General features: G+C 41.5%; 10 protein-coding genes, 4 tRNA genes and 4 pseudogenes. 10 read left to right on the forward strand and 8 right to left on the reverse strand.

What is annotated here, in order from left to right:
• Positions 1 to 46 precede the first annotated feature (46 nt).
• Positions 47 to 1,039, reverse strand: a complete 993-nt coding sequence (gene asnA, locus C3Z13_RS02050; RefSeq protein ID WP_103853522.1) for an aspartate--ammonia ligase — start codon at positions 1,037 to 1,039, stop codon at positions 47 to 49.
• 160 nt (positions 1,040 to 1,199) lie between these two features.
• Between asnA and asnC the strand changes: the two genes are divergently transcribed.
• The 5 genes and pseudogenes from asnC (at position 1,200) to C3Z13_RS02075 (ending at position 4,613) form a co-directional block, all read left to right on the forward strand.
• Positions 1,200 to 1,652: a transcriptional regulator AsnC gene (gene asnC, locus C3Z13_RS02055; protein WP_103853521.1), complete on the forward strand. Its 453-nt coding sequence runs from the start codon at positions 1,200 to 1,202 to the stop codon at positions 1,650 to 1,652.
• 32 nt (positions 1,653 to 1,684) lie between these two features.
• Positions 1,685 to 2,443, forward strand: a complete 759-nt coding sequence (gene udp, locus C3Z13_RS02060; protein ID WP_103854849.1) for a uridine phosphorylase — start codon at positions 1,685 to 1,687, stop codon at positions 2,441 to 2,443.
• A gap of 415 nt (positions 2,444 to 2,858) precedes the next feature.
• Positions 2,859 to 3,992 (forward strand): transglutaminase-like domain-containing protein, encoded by a 1,134-nt coding sequence (locus tag C3Z13_RS02065; RefSeq protein WP_103854850.1) that lies wholly within the window; start codon positions 2,859 to 2,861, stop codon positions 3,990 to 3,992.
• Positions 3,967 to 4,343, forward strand: a pseudogene (locus tag C3Z13_RS02070) (mercuric transporter MerT family protein). The gene C3Z13_RS02065 and the pseudogene C3Z13_RS02070 overlap by 26 nt, the downstream one beginning before the upstream one ends.
• An 18-nt stretch (positions 4,344 to 4,361) precedes the next feature.
• On the forward strand, positions 4,362 to 4,613 hold the full coding sequence (locus C3Z13_RS02075; RefSeq protein WP_103854851.1) for a heavy-metal-associated domain-containing protein: 252 nt from the start codon (positions 4,362 to 4,364) through the stop codon (positions 4,611 to 4,613).
• Positions 4,614 to 4,700: 87 nt separating this feature from the next.
• On the opposite strand, the gene C3Z13_RS02080 is transcribed toward C3Z13_RS02075, so the two are convergent.
• A complete protein-coding gene (locus C3Z13_RS02080; RefSeq protein WP_103854852.1) occupies positions 4,701 to 6,200 on the reverse strand; it encodes a helicase HerA-like C-terminal domain-containing protein in 1,500 nt (499 codons plus the stop codon).
• Positions 6,201 to 6,377: 177 nt separating this feature from the next.
• On the opposite strand from C3Z13_RS02080, the gene C3Z13_RS02085 reads away from it, so the two are divergent.
• From C3Z13_RS02085 to dtd, 3 genes are read left to right on the forward strand one after another with little or no spacing between them, the layout of a single operon-like run.
• The gene (locus C3Z13_RS02085) at positions 6,378 to 6,875 is read left to right on the forward strand and encodes a YchJ family protein (RefSeq protein WP_103854853.1); all 498 of its coding nucleotides are present in this window, start codon (positions 6,378 to 6,380) and stop codon (positions 6,873 to 6,875) included.
• Positions 6,851 to 7,714 carry a virulence factor BrkB family protein gene (locus C3Z13_RS02090; RefSeq protein WP_103854854.1) on the forward strand — a complete coding sequence of 288 codons (864 nt, stop codon included), beginning with the start codon at positions 6,851 to 6,853 and terminating at the stop codon, positions 7,712 to 7,714. Before C3Z13_RS02085 ends, C3Z13_RS02090 begins: the two co-directional genes overlap by 25 nt.
• Complete coding sequence (dtd, locus tag C3Z13_RS02095; protein WP_103854855.1) at positions 7,714 to 8,148, forward strand: D-aminoacyl-tRNA deacylase; 435 nt, start codon at positions 7,714 to 7,716, stop codon at positions 8,146 to 8,148. The genes C3Z13_RS02090 and dtd overlap by 1 nt, the downstream gene beginning before the upstream one ends.
• Positions 8,149 to 8,497: 349 nt before the next feature.
• On the opposite strand, the pseudogene tuf reads toward dtd, so the two are convergent.
• From tuf to C3Z13_RS02120, 5 genes and pseudogenes are all read right to left on the reverse strand, one after another.
• A pseudogene (gene tuf, locus C3Z13_RS02100) lies at positions 8,498 to 9,684 on the reverse strand (elongation factor Tu).
• Between the two features lie 103 nt (positions 9,685 to 9,787).
• Positions 9,788 to 9,863 (reverse strand) — tRNA-Thr (locus tag C3Z13_RS02105).
• Positions 9,864 to 9,867: 4 nt separating this feature from the next.
• Positions 9,868 to 9,942, reverse strand: a tRNA-Gly gene (locus tag C3Z13_RS02110).
• A 41-nt stretch (positions 9,943 to 9,983) separates the two neighbouring features.
• Positions 9,984 to 10,068: transfer RNA gene (locus C3Z13_RS02115), tRNA-Tyr, on the reverse strand.
• Between the two features lie 34 nt (positions 10,069 to 10,102).
• Positions 10,103 to 10,178, reverse strand: a tRNA-Thr gene (locus C3Z13_RS02120).
• A 214-nt stretch (positions 10,179 to 10,392) separates the two neighbouring features.
• Between C3Z13_RS02120 and coaA the strand changes: the two are divergent.
• A pseudogene (coaA, locus tag C3Z13_RS02125) lies at positions 10,393 to 11,345 on the forward strand (type I pantothenate kinase).
• A 65-nt stretch (positions 11,346 to 11,410) separates the two neighbouring features.
• On the opposite strand, the pseudogene gltS reads toward coaA, so the two are convergent.
• Positions 11,411 to 12,616: pseudogene (gene gltS, locus C3Z13_RS02130) on the reverse strand (sodium/glutamate symporter).
• Between the two features lie 274 nt (positions 12,617 to 12,890).
• On the opposite strand from gltS, the gene C3Z13_RS02135 reads away from it, so the two are divergent.
• Complete coding sequence (locus C3Z13_RS02135) at positions 12,891 to 15,917, forward strand: glycoside hydrolase family 2 TIM barrel-domain containing protein (protein WP_103854856.1); 3,027 nt, start codon at positions 12,891 to 12,893, stop codon at positions 15,915 to 15,917.
• Positions 15,918 to 15,947: the final 30 nt, after the last annotated feature.

Here is a 15,947-nt window from a genome sequence, read left to right on the forward strand (position 1 = left end):
TTTTGACAGCAAATCAAAAAGTTAGGCTTTTATGCTTTTAAGGAAATTAAAGAATGTTAGCAAACTCTTCCATTACAGATTTAGGCCATACGCTCGATTGCACTTCACCAATGTGTTTTTTGTGCAACAATAACATCGCTAAGCGAGATTGACCGATACCGCCGCCGATAGAAAGGGGTAAGCGACCGTTTACTAAATCTTGGTGCCAGTCAAATTGTAGGCGATCTTCATCACCTGTAATGGCAAGCTGTTTGCGTAAAGCGGTTTCATCTACACGGATACCCATTGAAGAAAGCTCAAAAGCACGCTCTAAGGTTGGGTTCCAAACTAAAATATCGCCGTTTAAGCCTTTGTATTCGCCCTCAGAAACGGTTGTCCAGTCATCATAGTCTGGCGCACGTTTGTCGTGTGGCTTACCGTCTGATAATTCACCACCGATACCAATTAAGAACACCGCACCGTATTCTTTACAAATCGCGTTTTCACGTTCTTTGTCGTTCATTCCTGGGTAGCGTTTCACTAAATCTTCACTGTGAATGAAAGTGATTTCCTGCGGTAAGAAACGTGTTAAACCGAATTTTTCACTTACTGCCGCTTCTGTTTCTAAGATTGCTTGATAAATTTCACGCACGGTTTCTTTTAAATAGTCTAGGTTACGGCGACCTGCAGGGATCACTTTTTCCCAATCCCATTGATCAACATACACAGAGTGTGTTTGGTCAAGGCTATCTTCATCTGGACGAAGTGCTTTCATATGTACAAATAAGCCTTCTCCCTCGGCAAAACCAAAACGAGCAAGGGTATGGCGTTTCCATTTGGCTAAAGAATGAACCACTTCAAAGGTGGCATCTGTGATCTGTTTCACATTTACTTGCACTGCCTTCTCTGTTCCTGAAAGATTATCTTGAATACCATTGCCTACTTGGCTTAGGATAGGGCCCTGAACTTCTACAAGACCTAAATGTTCCAAAAGTTTTTGGGTAAAGGTGTTTTTAGCAAAGCTAATTTCTTGTTGTTGTAAAATAAATGATTTTTCCATTGTATGAACCTTGTTTATTACTGGTTTTGATTTTCGTTGCATATTATTTAATGATATGAGAGCAAAATTCAACACCCACAAACAAAAATAAGATCGAAAATGGTTTTTCCATAAAAAAGTGGCTATAATTTTAAATCAAATTTAATTTTGGAAAGAGAAAATGCACAATATTGATAACTTAGATAAACAAATCCTGCGTGTGTTGATTAAAGATGCACGCACCCCTTACGCAGAAATGGCGAAAAATTTTGGCGTAAGCCCTGGGACAATTCACGTTCGTGTAGAAAAAATGCGTCAAGCGGGTATTATTCAAGGCACAAAGATCCGCATCGATCAGCGTAAACTAGGCTATGATGTCTGTTGTTTCATTGGCATTATTCTCAAAAGCGCGAAAGATTACGATAAGGTGATCGCGAAATTAGAAAAATTTGAAGAAGTGGTGGAAGCTTATTACACCACGGGGAATTATTCCATTTTTATTAAGGTGATGACCCACACCATTGCGGAGCTTCATTCCGTACTCGCAACCAAAATTCAGTTGATTGATGAAATTCAATCTACCGAAACCTTGATTTCAATGCAAAATCCAATTTTGCGTGATATTACTCCATAACTCATTCATTTATAACTAAAATAGGAGTCATTATGTCTGATGTATTTCACTTAGGCTTAACGAAAGCAATGTTAGATGGCGCGCAACTTGCCATTGTTCCCGGTGCGCCAGAACGTGTTGAACGTATTGCTCGTTTATTGGACAATCCAAAATTTTTAGCCGCGACCAGAGAATTTACTTCTTGGCTTGGCTATCTTAATGGCAAGGCCGTGGTGGTTTGTTCCACAGGGATTGGTGGGCCTTCGGTTTCTATTGCTGTGGAAGAATTGGCGCAATTAGGCGTGCGCACTTTCCTACGCATTGGCACAACAGGGGCAATTCAGCCGCATATTAATGTGGGTGATATTTTGATCACTACAGGTGCGGTGCGTTTAGATGGGGCAAGCCGTCATTTCGCGCCATTAGAATATCCAGCGGTAGCGGACTTTACTTGCACTTCAATGCTTCACAAAGCGGCATTAGAAAATGATAAAGCGAAAGTGCATATTGGTATCACCGCATCATCAGATACGTTCTACCCAGGGCAAGAGCGCTACGACACTTACACTGGCAAAATTTATCGCCACTATCAAGGTTCATTAAAACAATGGCAAGAGCTAAATGTAATGAACTACGAAATGGAAAGTGCCACCTTATTTACTATGTGTTCTGCTTTAGGCTTGCGTGCTGGTATGGTGGCTGGTGCGATTGTAAACCGCACACAACAAGAAATCCCAAATGAAGAAACCATTCATCAAACCGAGCAAAACGCCATTGATATTGTGGTGAAAGCGGCGGCATTATTGGTTTAATGTTAGAAAAAGAAAGTGCGGTGGAATTTTTACGAATTTTTTACCGCACTTTTTACTTAACGCTCTAAAATCAAGCATAACAATCATTATGGATTTTATGCCTTTTTATCCGATTATTTCACCCCGCCAATCAACAAAAGATTGCAATTTCACCCATAAATCGTAAAATCCCTTTGTTCGTTGAACAGCTATATCGCAAGTATTGTGTATAGGAAATGATCAAACTGTTTTCAATTCTGGTTTTCATCGTTATACCATTCTTGCCGTTTTCAATTTCTCTTAAGGATTTAAGGAAGGTTAGAAATTTGGCAATTATTTGACGCAACGCGTTTTCTCTCGCCTGATTCCTATAAGGTAGCCCATTTTTTACTGAATGGCGTAACCTTGCAATCCCTTTTGTAAACAGGAGTTTTCTATGAAAAAAACGATTTTTACCACCGCACTTTTTACCACCGCACTTTTTACCAGCTCACTTTTCGCAGCGGCAACGTTAGCCAATGCGCAAACGGTGGCAAATCCTAACACCACTACGCACACTTACGAATTTACGCAAACCTATGATTTACAAGTGCCAAAAGGCTCATCAGGAACAACAAATTTGTGGGTACCATTGCCTTTTAGTAACGACTATCAAACGGTGAAATCCATCACATTTGATGGCAATTATCAACAGGCTTACATCACAGAAAATAATCAATATAGTGCTAGTACATTATTTGCCACTTGGACACCAGAAGCACAAAAACGCAATTTAACCGTTACGCTGGTTGTGGAAACCCAAGATCGTGAACCGAAGAAACTGGGCTTATTGAAAGATTATCAAGCGCCAGAAAAAATAGAATATGGCGTTGATGTGCAACCTTATTTACAGCCAACAAAACATATTAAAATTGACGGGATCGTGAAAGAATATGCCGATAAAATTGTAGGAAATGAAACAAATCCGCTCAAAAAAGCAGAACGTATTCATCAATGGATTGTGGCAAATATGGAGCGTGATAATTCCGTATTAGGCTGTGGCGATGGTGATGTGGAAAAAATCCTAACAACAGGCGTGTTAAAAGGAAAATGCACGGATATTAATTCTGTATTTGTTGCTTTAGCGCGTGCTTCTGGTATTCCCGCTCGCGAAGTGTTCGGTATTCGTTTAGGAGAGGCGGTGAAAATGGGCAAATATTCTAAATCCGCGTTTGGTAGCGCCAAAAACAAAATTGCCAATGAAAATGGCGGACAACATTGTCGTGCGGAATTTTATCTAGCAGGTTTTGGCTGGGTTCCTGTAGATTCCGCGGACGTGGCAAAATATCGCCTAACAGAGAAAAAAGCAGTGGCAGATAGCGATACCCAAGCAGTTTCAGATTATTTATTCGGAAATTGGGAAGGCAACTGGATGGGCTTTAATCACGCACGCGATTTCACTCTTTACCCAACGCCTGAACTCGCGCCAATCAATAATTTTGGTTATCCTTATGCAGAAGTGGGCGGCGATCCATTAAATTCCTTTGATGCAAAAGAATTTGGTTATGAATTTATCTCGCAGCAACGCTAATCCGAAAGGCGGAAATGCCAAATTTTGGGCGATATGTACCACTGCAGTGAGTGCTGCGGTGGCATCGACACTCTGCTGTATTGCGCCATTGTTGTATCTGTTATTTGGAATTTCTAGCACTTGGCTAGTGAGCTTAAATCAGCTGGCATTTTTGCAAATTCCAATGCTCGTGATTTCTCTCATCGCATTTGGCTATGGCTTTTGGCTGCTGAATTTCTCAGGAAAAGTGATTTGTAGCCAATATCTCTCACGCCGTACATTGCAAATTTTATATTGGCTAATGGCGCTGATTATTCTCTTTTCTTAACTTATCCCTATGTTTTACCTTATATTTTGGATTATTTAGAATGAAAAAAATTTTACCTTTTTTTGACCGCACTTAGTTTTTCATTGCCAAGTCTTGCCGCAGAACGCAAGGTTACGTTGCATATTGAAGAAATGAATTGCCAGCTTTGCGTTTATTTAGTCAATAAAGAATTACGCAACATTGATGGCGTGCAATCGACCAAAGCGAATTTTAATTCACGTTTGGTGAATGTGGTGGCTGACGAGAAAGTGAGTGATGAAATGCTCATTCAAGCTATTGATAAGTTGCATTATCACGCAGTAGTACAAAAATAAATGTAACTCTCGCAATTCTCACAATATAGAAAAAAGGCTTAAAACCTTATCACGGGTTTTAAGCCTTTCACGATGTAAATTAAAATCTTATTTCTTCAACGCCCCTAAAATCCCGCGCATAATTTGCTTGGTGATTTGGTTGCGAATGTTGCGTCCGACCGATTTCGCCACGCTGCTCACCACTTGTTCGGTAACACTCAGTTGTTCGCCACGTTTTTTCTTGCCAAACAACATTCGGCTAAGGCTTCCCATAAAGCCGTTTTCTTCTTCCTCTTGGGCTTGTTCCGCTTGTTTTTGTGCGACAGCAGCCAGATCTGCCTGCTCTTGTAACATTTCAAAGGCGGAAACATTATCCACATAATTATTGTAATAAGGGTAAAGATCATCATCTTTCACCCATTGGTTGCGCTGTTCAGCAGAAATCGGTTTAAGCTGACTTTTTGGTGGATAAATATAAGCAATTTCCACTGGTGATGGCATTCCTTTTTCGTCAAGGAAAGACACCAAAGCCTGCCCCACGCCCAAGGTTGAAATGGTTTCCACCACATTCACTTTTGGATTGGTGCGGAACGTTTCAGCCGCCGATTTCACGGCTTTTTGATCGCGTGGCGTAAAAGCGCGCAAAGCGTGTTGCACACGGTTTCCTAGCTGCCCCAGCACCGTATCGGGCAAATCTAATGGATTTTGTGTAACGAAATAAATCCCAACGCCTTTCGAACGAATCAAGCGCACCACTTGCTCCACTTTATCCACCAACGCGGCTGGCGCGCCATCAAATAATAAGTGCGCTTCATCAAAGAACATCACAAATTTTGGTTTATCAGGATCGCCCACTTCAGGCAGTTGCTCGAATAACTCCGCCATTAACCAAAGCAAAAACGCACTATACATTTTTGGTGAATTAATTAATTTTTCTGAATTTAAGACGTTGATCACGCCACGTCCATCACGGGTTTGTAACCAATCATCAAGGTTTAAAGCAGGCTCGCCAAACAATTTACTTGCGCCCTCGTTTTCTAAGGCTAGTAAGGCACGCTGAATTGCCCCCACACTGGCGGCGGACACATTACCATATTCCAATTGGAAGTTTTTGGCATTTTCTGCCACATATTTCAGCATTGCACGCAGATCTTTCAGATCGATCAGCAACAAGCCTTTATCGTCCGCCACGCGAAATACCAAATTAAGCAACCCCTCTTGCGTGGCGTTGAGATTCAATAAACGAGAAAGCAACAATGGCCCCATTTCAGAAATGGTGGTACGCAATGGAATCCCGGTTTCGCCAAACACGTCCCAGAAAGAAACAGGATAACCTTGCAAATAGCTTTCGCCACCTAGGTGAAATTGTTCAATGCGCTCTGCCACTTTGCCTTGGAATTCCCCAGCTTTTACCAAGCCCGACAAATCCCCTTTCACGTCCACCAAAAACACTGGCACCCCATCATCGCTAAATGCCTCCGCCATTTTGCGTAAGGTAACGGTTTTCCCTGTCCCGGTTGCCCCGGCGATTAAACCGTGGCGGTTTGCCATTTTGGCGGTTAATCCTAAAACGTCGCCTTGTTCCGTTTGTGCTAATGAATATTGCATATAAGCCTCTGAAATCGATCAAAATGTGGGTGCATAATAAGAAAAAAAAAATAAAATGCGGTCAAAAATTATCACAAATTCTGTACGCCCTATTTTCTTTTTGGCAAATGAAATCATCAACTTGATGTGATATGCTTAGGCTAATTTGCCAACTACTTGAAGGATCATTGTTGAAAAATGGACGAAAAAACCACCGCACTTTGTCCTTGCCAATCGGGTAACGCATATCAAGATTGTTGCCAGCCCTTACATCAAAAGCAAAAAATTGCCCAAAGCGCCGAACAATTAATGCGTTCGCGCTACGCGGCGTTTGTGTTGCAAGATATTGATTATATTGTGGAAACCACCGTACCAAGCCAACAAACATTGCTGGACTATGAAGCATTAAAACAATGGGCGGCGCAAACCCAGTGGCGGGGCTTAGAGGTGCTAAAACACGATCCTAAATTAGATAAAACCCATAGTGCGGTGGAGTTTAAGGCGAAATTTTTAAGCGCAGAGGGCGAGCAAATTCATCACGAAAAATCCTTATTTGTAAACGTGGGGGAACGCTGGTATTTTGCCGATCCCACTGTTACCCTGCCTGCAATGAAGCAGCCTTGTATTTGCGGTTCAGGGAAGAAATTTAAACATTGTTGTGGAGTAATGCTATGTCAGTTTTATGGCGAAAACTAAGCCTCTTTCTCAAGGTGTTTTGGTTGCGTTTCAATCAAAATAAACTCACCCAAGCGGCGGGCTATCTCACTTACAGCACAATGCTAGCACTTGTACCGCTGATTATGGTGGTATTTTCCATTTTCTCCGCCTTTCCTGTTTTCAATGAAGTAACGGGCGAGTTGAAACAATTCATCTTTGACAATTTTGCCCCAAACGCCAGCAATATGGTGGGAGAATATATTGATCAGTTTGTGAATAATTCTAAACAGATGAGTGCAGTTGGGATCATCAGTTTAATTGTGATTGCTTTAATGCTCATCAATACTATTGACCGCACCCTAAACAGCATTTGGCACGATGGCAGTGTCCGTCCAACGGTGTTTTCTTTCGCCATTTACTGGCTGATTTTAACCCTTGGGCCAATTATTATTGCCACCAGTATCGGAATTAGCACCTATGTAACCTCGTTAGCGAGAGATTTTCTGCAATCTGATTTGAGTTTGCCTTTTGGCTTAAAATTACTTCGCTTTATCCCTTTTATGCTCACTTGGTTTATTTTCACTTTAATTTATAAAATTGTGCCGAATAAATCTGTCAGCATTAAACATTCTGCTGCTGGAGCGTTGGTCGCTGCGGTGTTCTTCACCTTGGGCAAACAGGCCTTTGCCTGGTACATCGCCAATTTCCCTTCTTACCAACTGATTTATGGCGCAATGGCAACATTGCCAATTATGTTACTGTGGATTCAGCTCAGCTGGATTGCCATTTTGCTCGGCGCGCAACTGGCTGCGGTGCTAGGCGATATGCGTTTATTAAAAAATGGTGAGATTAAATTACAGCAAATTGAGGAACAATAATGATTGCATTAATTCAACGAGTTATCCAAGCTAAAGTAGAAGTCGATGGCAACATCACAGGACAAATTCAGCAAGGTTTGTTAGTGCTGCTTGGCGTGCAAAAAGAAGATGATGAAAGCAAAGCGGATCGTTTATTAGAGAAAGTGCTGAACTACCGCGTTTTTAGCGATGAACAAGGCAAAATGAATTTGAACGTCCAACAAATAAACGGCAAATTGCTGGTGGTTTCCCAATTCACTCTCGCCGCCGACACTCAAAAAGGCCTACGTCCTAGCTTTTCCAACGGCGCAGCACCACAAAAAGCCGAGCAGCTTTACGATTACTTCGTACAAAAAAGCCAACAACGCATTACCACTGCCACCGGCAAATTCGCCGCTGATATGCAAGTGAGTTTAACTAATGATGGACCGGTTACGTTTTGGTTGGAGGTGTAAGGATTACAAACAGAAAATAGATAAAACTAAAGTGCGGTGCTTTTTCGCTAAGTTTTTTATTATCTGTTTAATGTATTTTGTGTCTCTGCACCAATTCTCTTTATTGAAACACTAAACCAATAGAAGGTAATTCACTGTCAAATGAAAATAGATTTGACGTGAGAGAATAAAATATAGAAAAGAAAAAATCCCTAAAAATTTATACCGCACTTTATTTATTCTTTTATAACAAAAGTGCGGTCATTTTTTCCAATTTTTTCATTCAAAAAAAATCCAAGCAAAACAAAAGGGCATCTTTCGATGCCCTCTCTTAGCTTTTAGCTTTTCTAGTGTTACCTAGCAATCATCATTATTTGATGATTTTCGCTACAACACCCGCACCTACTGTACGTCCACCTTCACGAATCGCAAAGCGTAAACCTTGGTCCATCGCGATTGGGTGAATTAAGCTTACTGTCATTTTGATGTTATCGCCTGGCATTACCATTTCCACGCCTTCTGGTAACTCGATTGTTCCTGTTACGTCAGTTGTACGGAAATAGAATTGTGGACGGTAACCTTTGAAGAATGGAGTGTGACGACCACCTTCTTCTTTTGATAATACGTAAACTTCTGATTCGAAGTCTGTATGTGGTGTGATTGAACCTGGTTTTGCTAATACTTGACCACGTTCGATTTCTTCACGTTTTGTACCACGTAATAATGCACCGATGTTTTCACCTGCACGACCTTCATCAAGTAATTTACGGAACATTTCTACACCTGTTACAGTAGTTTTCGCAGTTTCTTTGATACCTACGATTTCTACTTCATCACCCGTGCGGATAATACCACGCTCTACACGACCTGTTACTACGGTACCACGACCTGAGATTGAGAATACGTCTTCGATTGGTAATAAGAATGGTTGGTCAATCGCACGCTCTGGCTCTGGAATGTAAGTGTCTAAGTGGTTTGCTAACTCAAGGATTTTTTCTTCCCATGCCGCATCGCCTTCTAACGCTTTTAACGCTGAACCACGTACGATTGGTGTATCATCACCTGGGAAATCATATTGAGAAAGAAGCTCACGCACTTCCATTTCTACTAATTCTAATAACTCTTCGTCATCTACCATATCGCATTTGTTTAAGAATACGATGATGTATGGTACGCCTACTTGGCGTCCTAATAAGATGTGCTCACGAGTTTGTGGCATTGGGCCGTCTGTCGCTGCTACTACTAAGATTGCACCGTCCATTTGCGCCGCACCAGTAATCATGTTTTTAACATAGTCCGCGTGTCCTGGGCAGTCAACGTGTGCGTAGTGACGTGTTGGAGTATCGTATTCAACGTGTGAAGTGTTGATGGTGATACCACGCGCTTTTTTTCTTCTGGCGCGTTATCGATTTGGTCAAATGCACGCGCTGCACCACCGTAGTGTTTTGCTAATACTGTGGTGATTGCTGCTGTTAAAGTTGTTTTACCATGGTCAACGTGGCCGATTGTACCCACGTTTACGTGCGGTTTTGTACGTTCAAATTTTTCTTTAGACATTAAGAGTCCCTCTAGATAAACACGGTTATCGATGGTTCAAAATACCACATTAACCAATTGAATTAAGTTTAAACTATTAATAAGAGAAAGGTGAAGTTAAGGCTGGTGCTGATAGGCGGATTTGAACCGCCGACCTCACCCTTACCAAGGGTGCGCTCTACCAACTGAGCTATATCAGCGCTTTGGAGCGGGCAGCGGGAATCGAACCCGCATCATCAGCTTGGAAGGCTGAGGTAATAGCCATTATACGATGCCCGCAGTCCTAAATTCATCTGTCCCATCAGAATTCATCTAAAAAATGGTGGAGGGAGAAGGATTCGAACCTTCGAAGGCTGAGCCGGCAGATTTACAGTCTGCTCCCTTTGGCCGCTCGGGAATCCCTCCGCACTAAATGAATGAACTTGACTACGATTGGTTATGGTGCCGACTACCGGAATCGAACTGGTGACCTACTGATTACAAGTCAGTTGCTCTACCTACTGAGCTAAGTCGGCGTCGTAAGCAAGTGAGGCGTATTATAGGGAAATTTTTATCACTGACAAGCGTTTTTTTGAAAAAAAATAGATTTTTTTTATTGTTCGGCTATTTCTCACTCAAAACGCACAAATTTTATAAAAAAAGTGCCAATTTATTCTAAATTTCGCTAATCATAAGCAAATTTATAGGGTATATTTCTATTCAACATTCTATAAATATGAAGACAACATTGTGGCATTTTCTGATTCAACTTTATTAAATGAGCAATTAACGCCCTTTCTTTCTTTTGATCGCCAACAATGGGCAGAATTACGCAAATCCGTTCCATTAAAACTCACCGAGCAAGATCTCAAGCCTTTGCTAGGGATTAACGAAGATCTGTCATTAGATGAAGTTAGTACCATTTATCTGCCGTTGGCGCGTTTAATTAACTACTATATTGAGGAAAATCTGCGCCGTCAGACCGTTTTAACCCGTTTTCTTGGTGGGGATAAGCAAAAAACTCCTTATATTATCAGCATTGCAGGCAGTGTTGCGGTAGGGAAAAGCACTTCCGCGCGGATTTTGCAATCACTCTTATCTAACTGGCCACAAGTGCGTAAAGTGGATCTCATCACCACCGATGGCTTTTTATATCCTTTAGAAAAACTCAAAAAAGATAACCTGTTGCAAAAGAAAGGTTTTCCTGTTTCTTATGATACCCAACGCCTGATCCATTTTTTGGCTGATATAAAATCAGGCAAACGCAATGTACGCGCGCCAATTTATTCTCATTTAACTTACGATATTGTGCCTGATCAGTTTGATTATGTTGATCAGCCCGACATTCTTATTTTAGAAGGATTGAATGTGCTACAACGCGGAAATAGCAATACAAATCAAGTCGTTGTTTCTGATTTTGTCGATTTTCTATTTATGTTGATGCGGAAGAAAGTCTATTAAAAGAATGGTACATTCGCCGTTTCCTTAAATTTCGCCAAAGTGCTTTTAATAATCCTGATTCTTACTTTAAGCACTATGCCAGCCTTTCTGAGCAAGAGGCCGTTGCCACAGCGAGCAAAATTTGGGAAGACATCAATGGCAAAAACCTGAGAGAAAATATTCTACCGACCCGTGAGCGCGCCAATTTAATTTTAACCAAGGGCGCAAATCACGCGGTGGAAAAGGTTAAATTGAAAAGATAGTGATAAAAAAATCGTTGTTAAGTTTCATCAACAACGATTTTTTATTTATACCTAATTTTCCTTTCTTAATGGAATATCGCCACTACTTCCACGAAGAGTTTCAACAAACTCGCATTAAGAATATCAATGAAGAATGCACCAACCATTGGCACAATCAAGAAAGCTTTATGGGAAGGCCCATAGTGGGAAGTTACGGCTTGCATATTCGCAACAGCTGTTGGCGTTGCCCCTAAACCAAAGCCGCAATGACCCGCACTTAACACCACGGCATCATAGTCTTTCCCCATCACACGGAAAGTAACAAAAATTGCATATAACGCCATTACTGCCACTTGAATGAGCAAAATCACCAAAATTGGCAAGGCTAAGCCGACTAATTCCCACAATTTTAGCGACATCAAGGCGATCGCCAAGAAAATAGAAAGTCCGACACTACCCAAAATATCAATGGCTTCTTCCGCTACTTTAAATTTAAAGATATGGGATAGAGAGTTGCGTACAATCACCCCAGTAAACAAGCACCACACGAAAGTTGGGAGCTGGAATGCCGTGCCTTTCGCTAATAAATCTAATTGCTGCCCAATGAATAAACAAATAGACAACATTGTGATTGTTTCAATAATTGAGCGAGTATTTACTTTACGGCGATACACCGGTTTTTCAAAAGCCTCTTCCACATCATCTAAATTTTCATCTTCTGGAATTTCTTTACGATGTAAGCGTTTAAGTAAAAAGCTCGCCACCGGCCCACCGATAACACCACCAAAATCAAGCCAAAGGTGGCGCAAGCCATCGCTAATTCTGTAGCACTTTGAATACCAAAACGTGCCGCCAGCGCATCAGCCCAAGCCGCGCCTGTGCCGTGCCCCCCTGTTAGGGTAACGGAACTTGCCAACAATCCATAAGCGGGATCTAGCCCTAATGCCATGGCACTGAAAATGCCCACGGTGTTTGTAACGCAATCAATCCAGCTGCAACAAAAGGAAAATCACCAATGGCATTCCGCCTTTAATTAAACGAGAAAAATTCGCACTCAAGCCGATAGAGGTAAAGAATGTCAGCATCATTGTACGCTGTAAATCCGTATCAAAGCTGAAACTTAATCCCCAAAACTGATGAACCACCGTCAAAATGATTGCGACAACAAAACCGCCCACCACAGGCTCAGGAATATTATAGTGATTTAATAAACGAACGCGCTTTACTAAAAAATACCCCAATAATAAAACTAAACAGGCTAACGCCAATGTTTCATAAGTATCAAAAACCATATACTCCTCTTTTTATTTCTTTTGTATCCTACTCCTTTAGGAGTAAACGAATACGATATGGAAAATCAAAGTGGTTTAATATAGCAAAAAAACCCTTTTTATTGTAGACTTACGCCGATCTTTCCCTGCTTTTCTGATTTTATCCACTTGTAATGGCTTGATTTTAAAGCATTAATTTCATTCCGTGATCGTTCTCACAAATTTTCTCTTTCGTCCACACTTTCGCTAAGAATTGGCGTATATTTTTTGCATCACAACTTATTTAGGCTGCCTTATGTTTTTACCTAATTACTTTCAAGATCCAAAGGTGCTACACCTAAACACCACGCCTCATCACGCTTATTTTATTCCACACCCTAATATGCAAAGTGCGGTGCAAAATTCGCGAGAATTTTCTCCCTATTTCACTGATCTCAATGGAAATTGGGATTTTCATTATTTTAAGAGTTATTGGGATTTGCCGGAAAACTTCCTCCATTTCAACTTTCAACAGCACATTCCCGTGCCCTCCACTTGGCAAACTCAAGGCTATGATCAACATCAATACACCAATGTCAATTATCCTTTTCCTTTTGATCCGCCTTATGTTCCACAGGAAAATCCTTGCGGACTTTATCACCGCACTTTCAATTTTCAACCCAACGCCAACAAACGCTACTTGATTAATTTTGAAGGGGTGGACAGCTGCCTTTTTCTTTATGTGAATCAACAGTTTATAGGCTATAGCCAAGTCAGCCACTGCACCGCAGAATTTGATCTCACCGATTATTTACAGCAAGGGGAAAATCACCTTACCGCCTTAGTGTTAAAGTGGTGTGATGGCAGTTATTTGGAAGATCAAGATAAGTTCCGAATGTCTGGCATTTTCCGAGATGTGTATATATTGGAACGTGAGCAAAATTATCTACAAGATTTTTTCATCAAAACCACCTTTTCTGCGGATTTAAAAAGTGCGGTGGTAAATTTGGATATTTTTTTCCGCCAGCCTGAAAATGCCCCAACAATCACCTACCATCTTTTTGATCCACAAGGAAAAAAACTTTTCCATACCGAACAGCACCAATTCTGCGTAGAAAACATTCAATTATGGAATGCAGAAACACCGCAGTGTTACGATTTATTGATTTGCTATGGCGAAGAAGTGATTTGCCAAAAAATTGGCTTTCGCCAGATTGACGTAAAAAATGGCGTTTTATTGCTCAACCAACAGCCCATAAAATTTAAAGGGGTAAACCGCCACGACAGCGATCCACAAAACGGCTACACAATTAGTAAAAAGCAGGCAATGGCAGATTTACGCCTAATGAAGCAACACAATTTCAACGCCATTCGCACCGCTCATTATCCTAACGCACCGTGGTTTGCTGAATTGTGCGATCGCTACGGTTTTTATTTGATCGCCGAGGCAGATATTGAAAGCCACGGCACCAATGCCGTCTATGTGCCAAGCCCCGAAAAAAGCATTTTACTTGGCGTAGAAACGGTGTCTGATCAGGCAGCCATTCGCCAGCAAGTTATTGATAATTATTGTTATATGGCGCGTAGCCCAGATTTCACACAAGCGATTTTAGATCGTGTACAAGCCAATGTGCAGCGAGATAAAAATCGCCCTAGTGTGCTGATTTGGTCGCTCGGCAATGAAAGTGGCTACGGTGAAAATTTCGAGCTTGCCGCTCGCTGGGTAAAGGCTTTTGATCCCACTCGTTTAGTGCATTATGAAAATGCGATTTTCCAACATTCCGATCACCAAAATGATACCACGCACTTAGATTTACACAGCGAAATGTATCGCAGCACAGAAGATATAGAAGCCTATTTCGCCACTGAACATAACACGAAACCTTATTTACTCTGCGAGTATCTGCACGCGATGGGCAACTCTTGCGGTGATGCGGAAGATTATTTCCAAGCGATGGAACAGCACGCAGGTGCTTGCGGTGGTTTTGTATGGGAATGGTGCGATCACAGCCCTTATTTGCCACAATCTAAAAAAATGGGCTACGGCGGCGATTTTGGCGATTTCCCTAACGATAACAATTTCTGTGCTGACGGTTTAGTGCGAGCGGATCGCCGTATTCAAAGCAATTTGCTTGAACTCAAAAATGTGCAACGACCATTACGCGCTAAATACCACAATGGGCAGATTGAACTAACCAATTATCTTGATTTTACTCACGCAGAAGATGCCGTGAGCATTCACTATCAACTATTAGAAAATACGGTTCTCGTGCAACAAGGACAAATTGCCACGCCAAAAATTCCGCCAAAACACACCGCACTTTTACCTTTCACCTTGCCACCAAATAATGGCAGTTTATTGCTGTTGAATTTAGAATATCGCGCAAAACACGCCACACCTTTAGTGGAAAAAAATCATTTACTCGGCGTGGATCAGCTTTGTTTATTTGGCGACAAACGGCTGCCTAGTTTTTACCCCCCACGCCTGCCAGAGCAAGCCCATATCCAGCACAGCTCACAAGAAATCCACATTACCTTTGGCAACACAAAATACGTTTTCGATAAACAAAAAGGCATTCTCTCACAACTACTTTCTGCACAACGTCCGATTATTCAGCGTCCGCTGGATTTTAATATTTGGCGTGCACCATTGGATAACGATAGCTTAATCAAAGCACATTGGTTTGCAGCAGGCTATCATCAGGCTTATAGCCGAGCCTACACAATGCAAGTGGAACAACAGAAAGATCGTGTTGTCGTACAAGCTCACTGCGCTTTGCTAGCGGTTTCGCAAAGCAAAATTCTAGATCTTAATGTGGAATATCATTTGTTTGATCACGCCTATTTTGAGATCAAAATTCACGCAAAAAAAGCACCGCACTTGCCTTTTTTGCCACGCTTTGGGCTACGTTTCTACTTAACCAAACAACAATGGCAAGCCCGTTATTTTGCCTATGGCAAGGGCGAAAGCTATATTGATAAACACCACGCCACTCAGCTTGGGATTTATCAAACAACCCCACAGCAAAATCACGTTGATTATTTAAAACCGCAGGAAAATGGCAGCCATTATCATTGTTCTTTTATTAAATTAACCGGTGCGGAAGGTGGTTTGTATATCACCGCTCAACACCCGTTCAGCTTTAACCTTTCCCCTTACAGCCAAGAAGAATTGGCAAGCAAAAAACATCATTATGATTTGCAGGAAAGTCCTTACTGCGTGCTGTGTGTGGATTATAAAATGAGTGGTATTGGTTCAAACTCTTGTGGACCAGCACTCAAAGAGGCTTATCGTTTAAACGAAACCCAATGGAATTGCACCTTTAAGGTGAGTTTGCTGTAAGGTGTATGGGTAAATAAGGCATAGATAAAA

This window comes from Avibacterium endocarditidis, from assembly GCF_002921145.1.
In the GTDB taxonomy this organism is placed as follows: domain Bacteria; phylum Pseudomonadota; class Gammaproteobacteria; order Enterobacterales; family Pasteurellaceae; genus Avibacterium; species Avibacterium endocarditidis.

Coding starts and splice junctions, on each gene's coding strand:
- dtd (WP_103854855.1), top strand. CDS start 7,714: ATGATTGCATTAATTCAACGAGTTATCCAAGCTAAAGTAGAAGTCGAT.
- C3Z13_RS02080 (WP_103854852.1), bottom strand. CDS start 6,200: ATGCAATATTCATTAGCACAAACGGAACAAGGCGACGTTTTAGGATTA.
- udp (WP_103854849.1), top strand. CDS start 1,685: ATGTCTGATGTATTTCACTTAGGCTTAACGAAAGCAATGTTAGATGGC.
- C3Z13_RS02090 (WP_103854854.1), top strand. CDS start 6,851: ATGTCAGTTTTATGGCGAAAACTAAGCCTCTTTCTCAAGGTGTTTTGG.
- C3Z13_RS02065 (WP_103854850.1), top strand. CDS start 2,859: ATGAAAAAAACGATTTTTACCACCGCACTTTTTACCACCGCACTTTTT.
- asnA (WP_103853522.1), bottom strand. CDS start 1,039: ATGGAAAAATCATTTATTTTACAACAACAAGAAATTAGCTTTGCTAAA.
- C3Z13_RS02135 (WP_103854856.1), top strand. CDS start 12,891: ATGTTTTTACCTAATTACTTTCAAGATCCAAAGGTGCTACACCTAAAC.
- asnC (WP_103853521.1), top strand. CDS start 1,200: ATGCACAATATTGATAACTTAGATAAACAAATCCTGCGTGTGTTGATT.
- C3Z13_RS02085 (WP_103854853.1), top strand. CDS start 6,378: ATGGACGAAAAAACCACCGCACTTTGTCCTTGCCAATCGGGTAACGCA.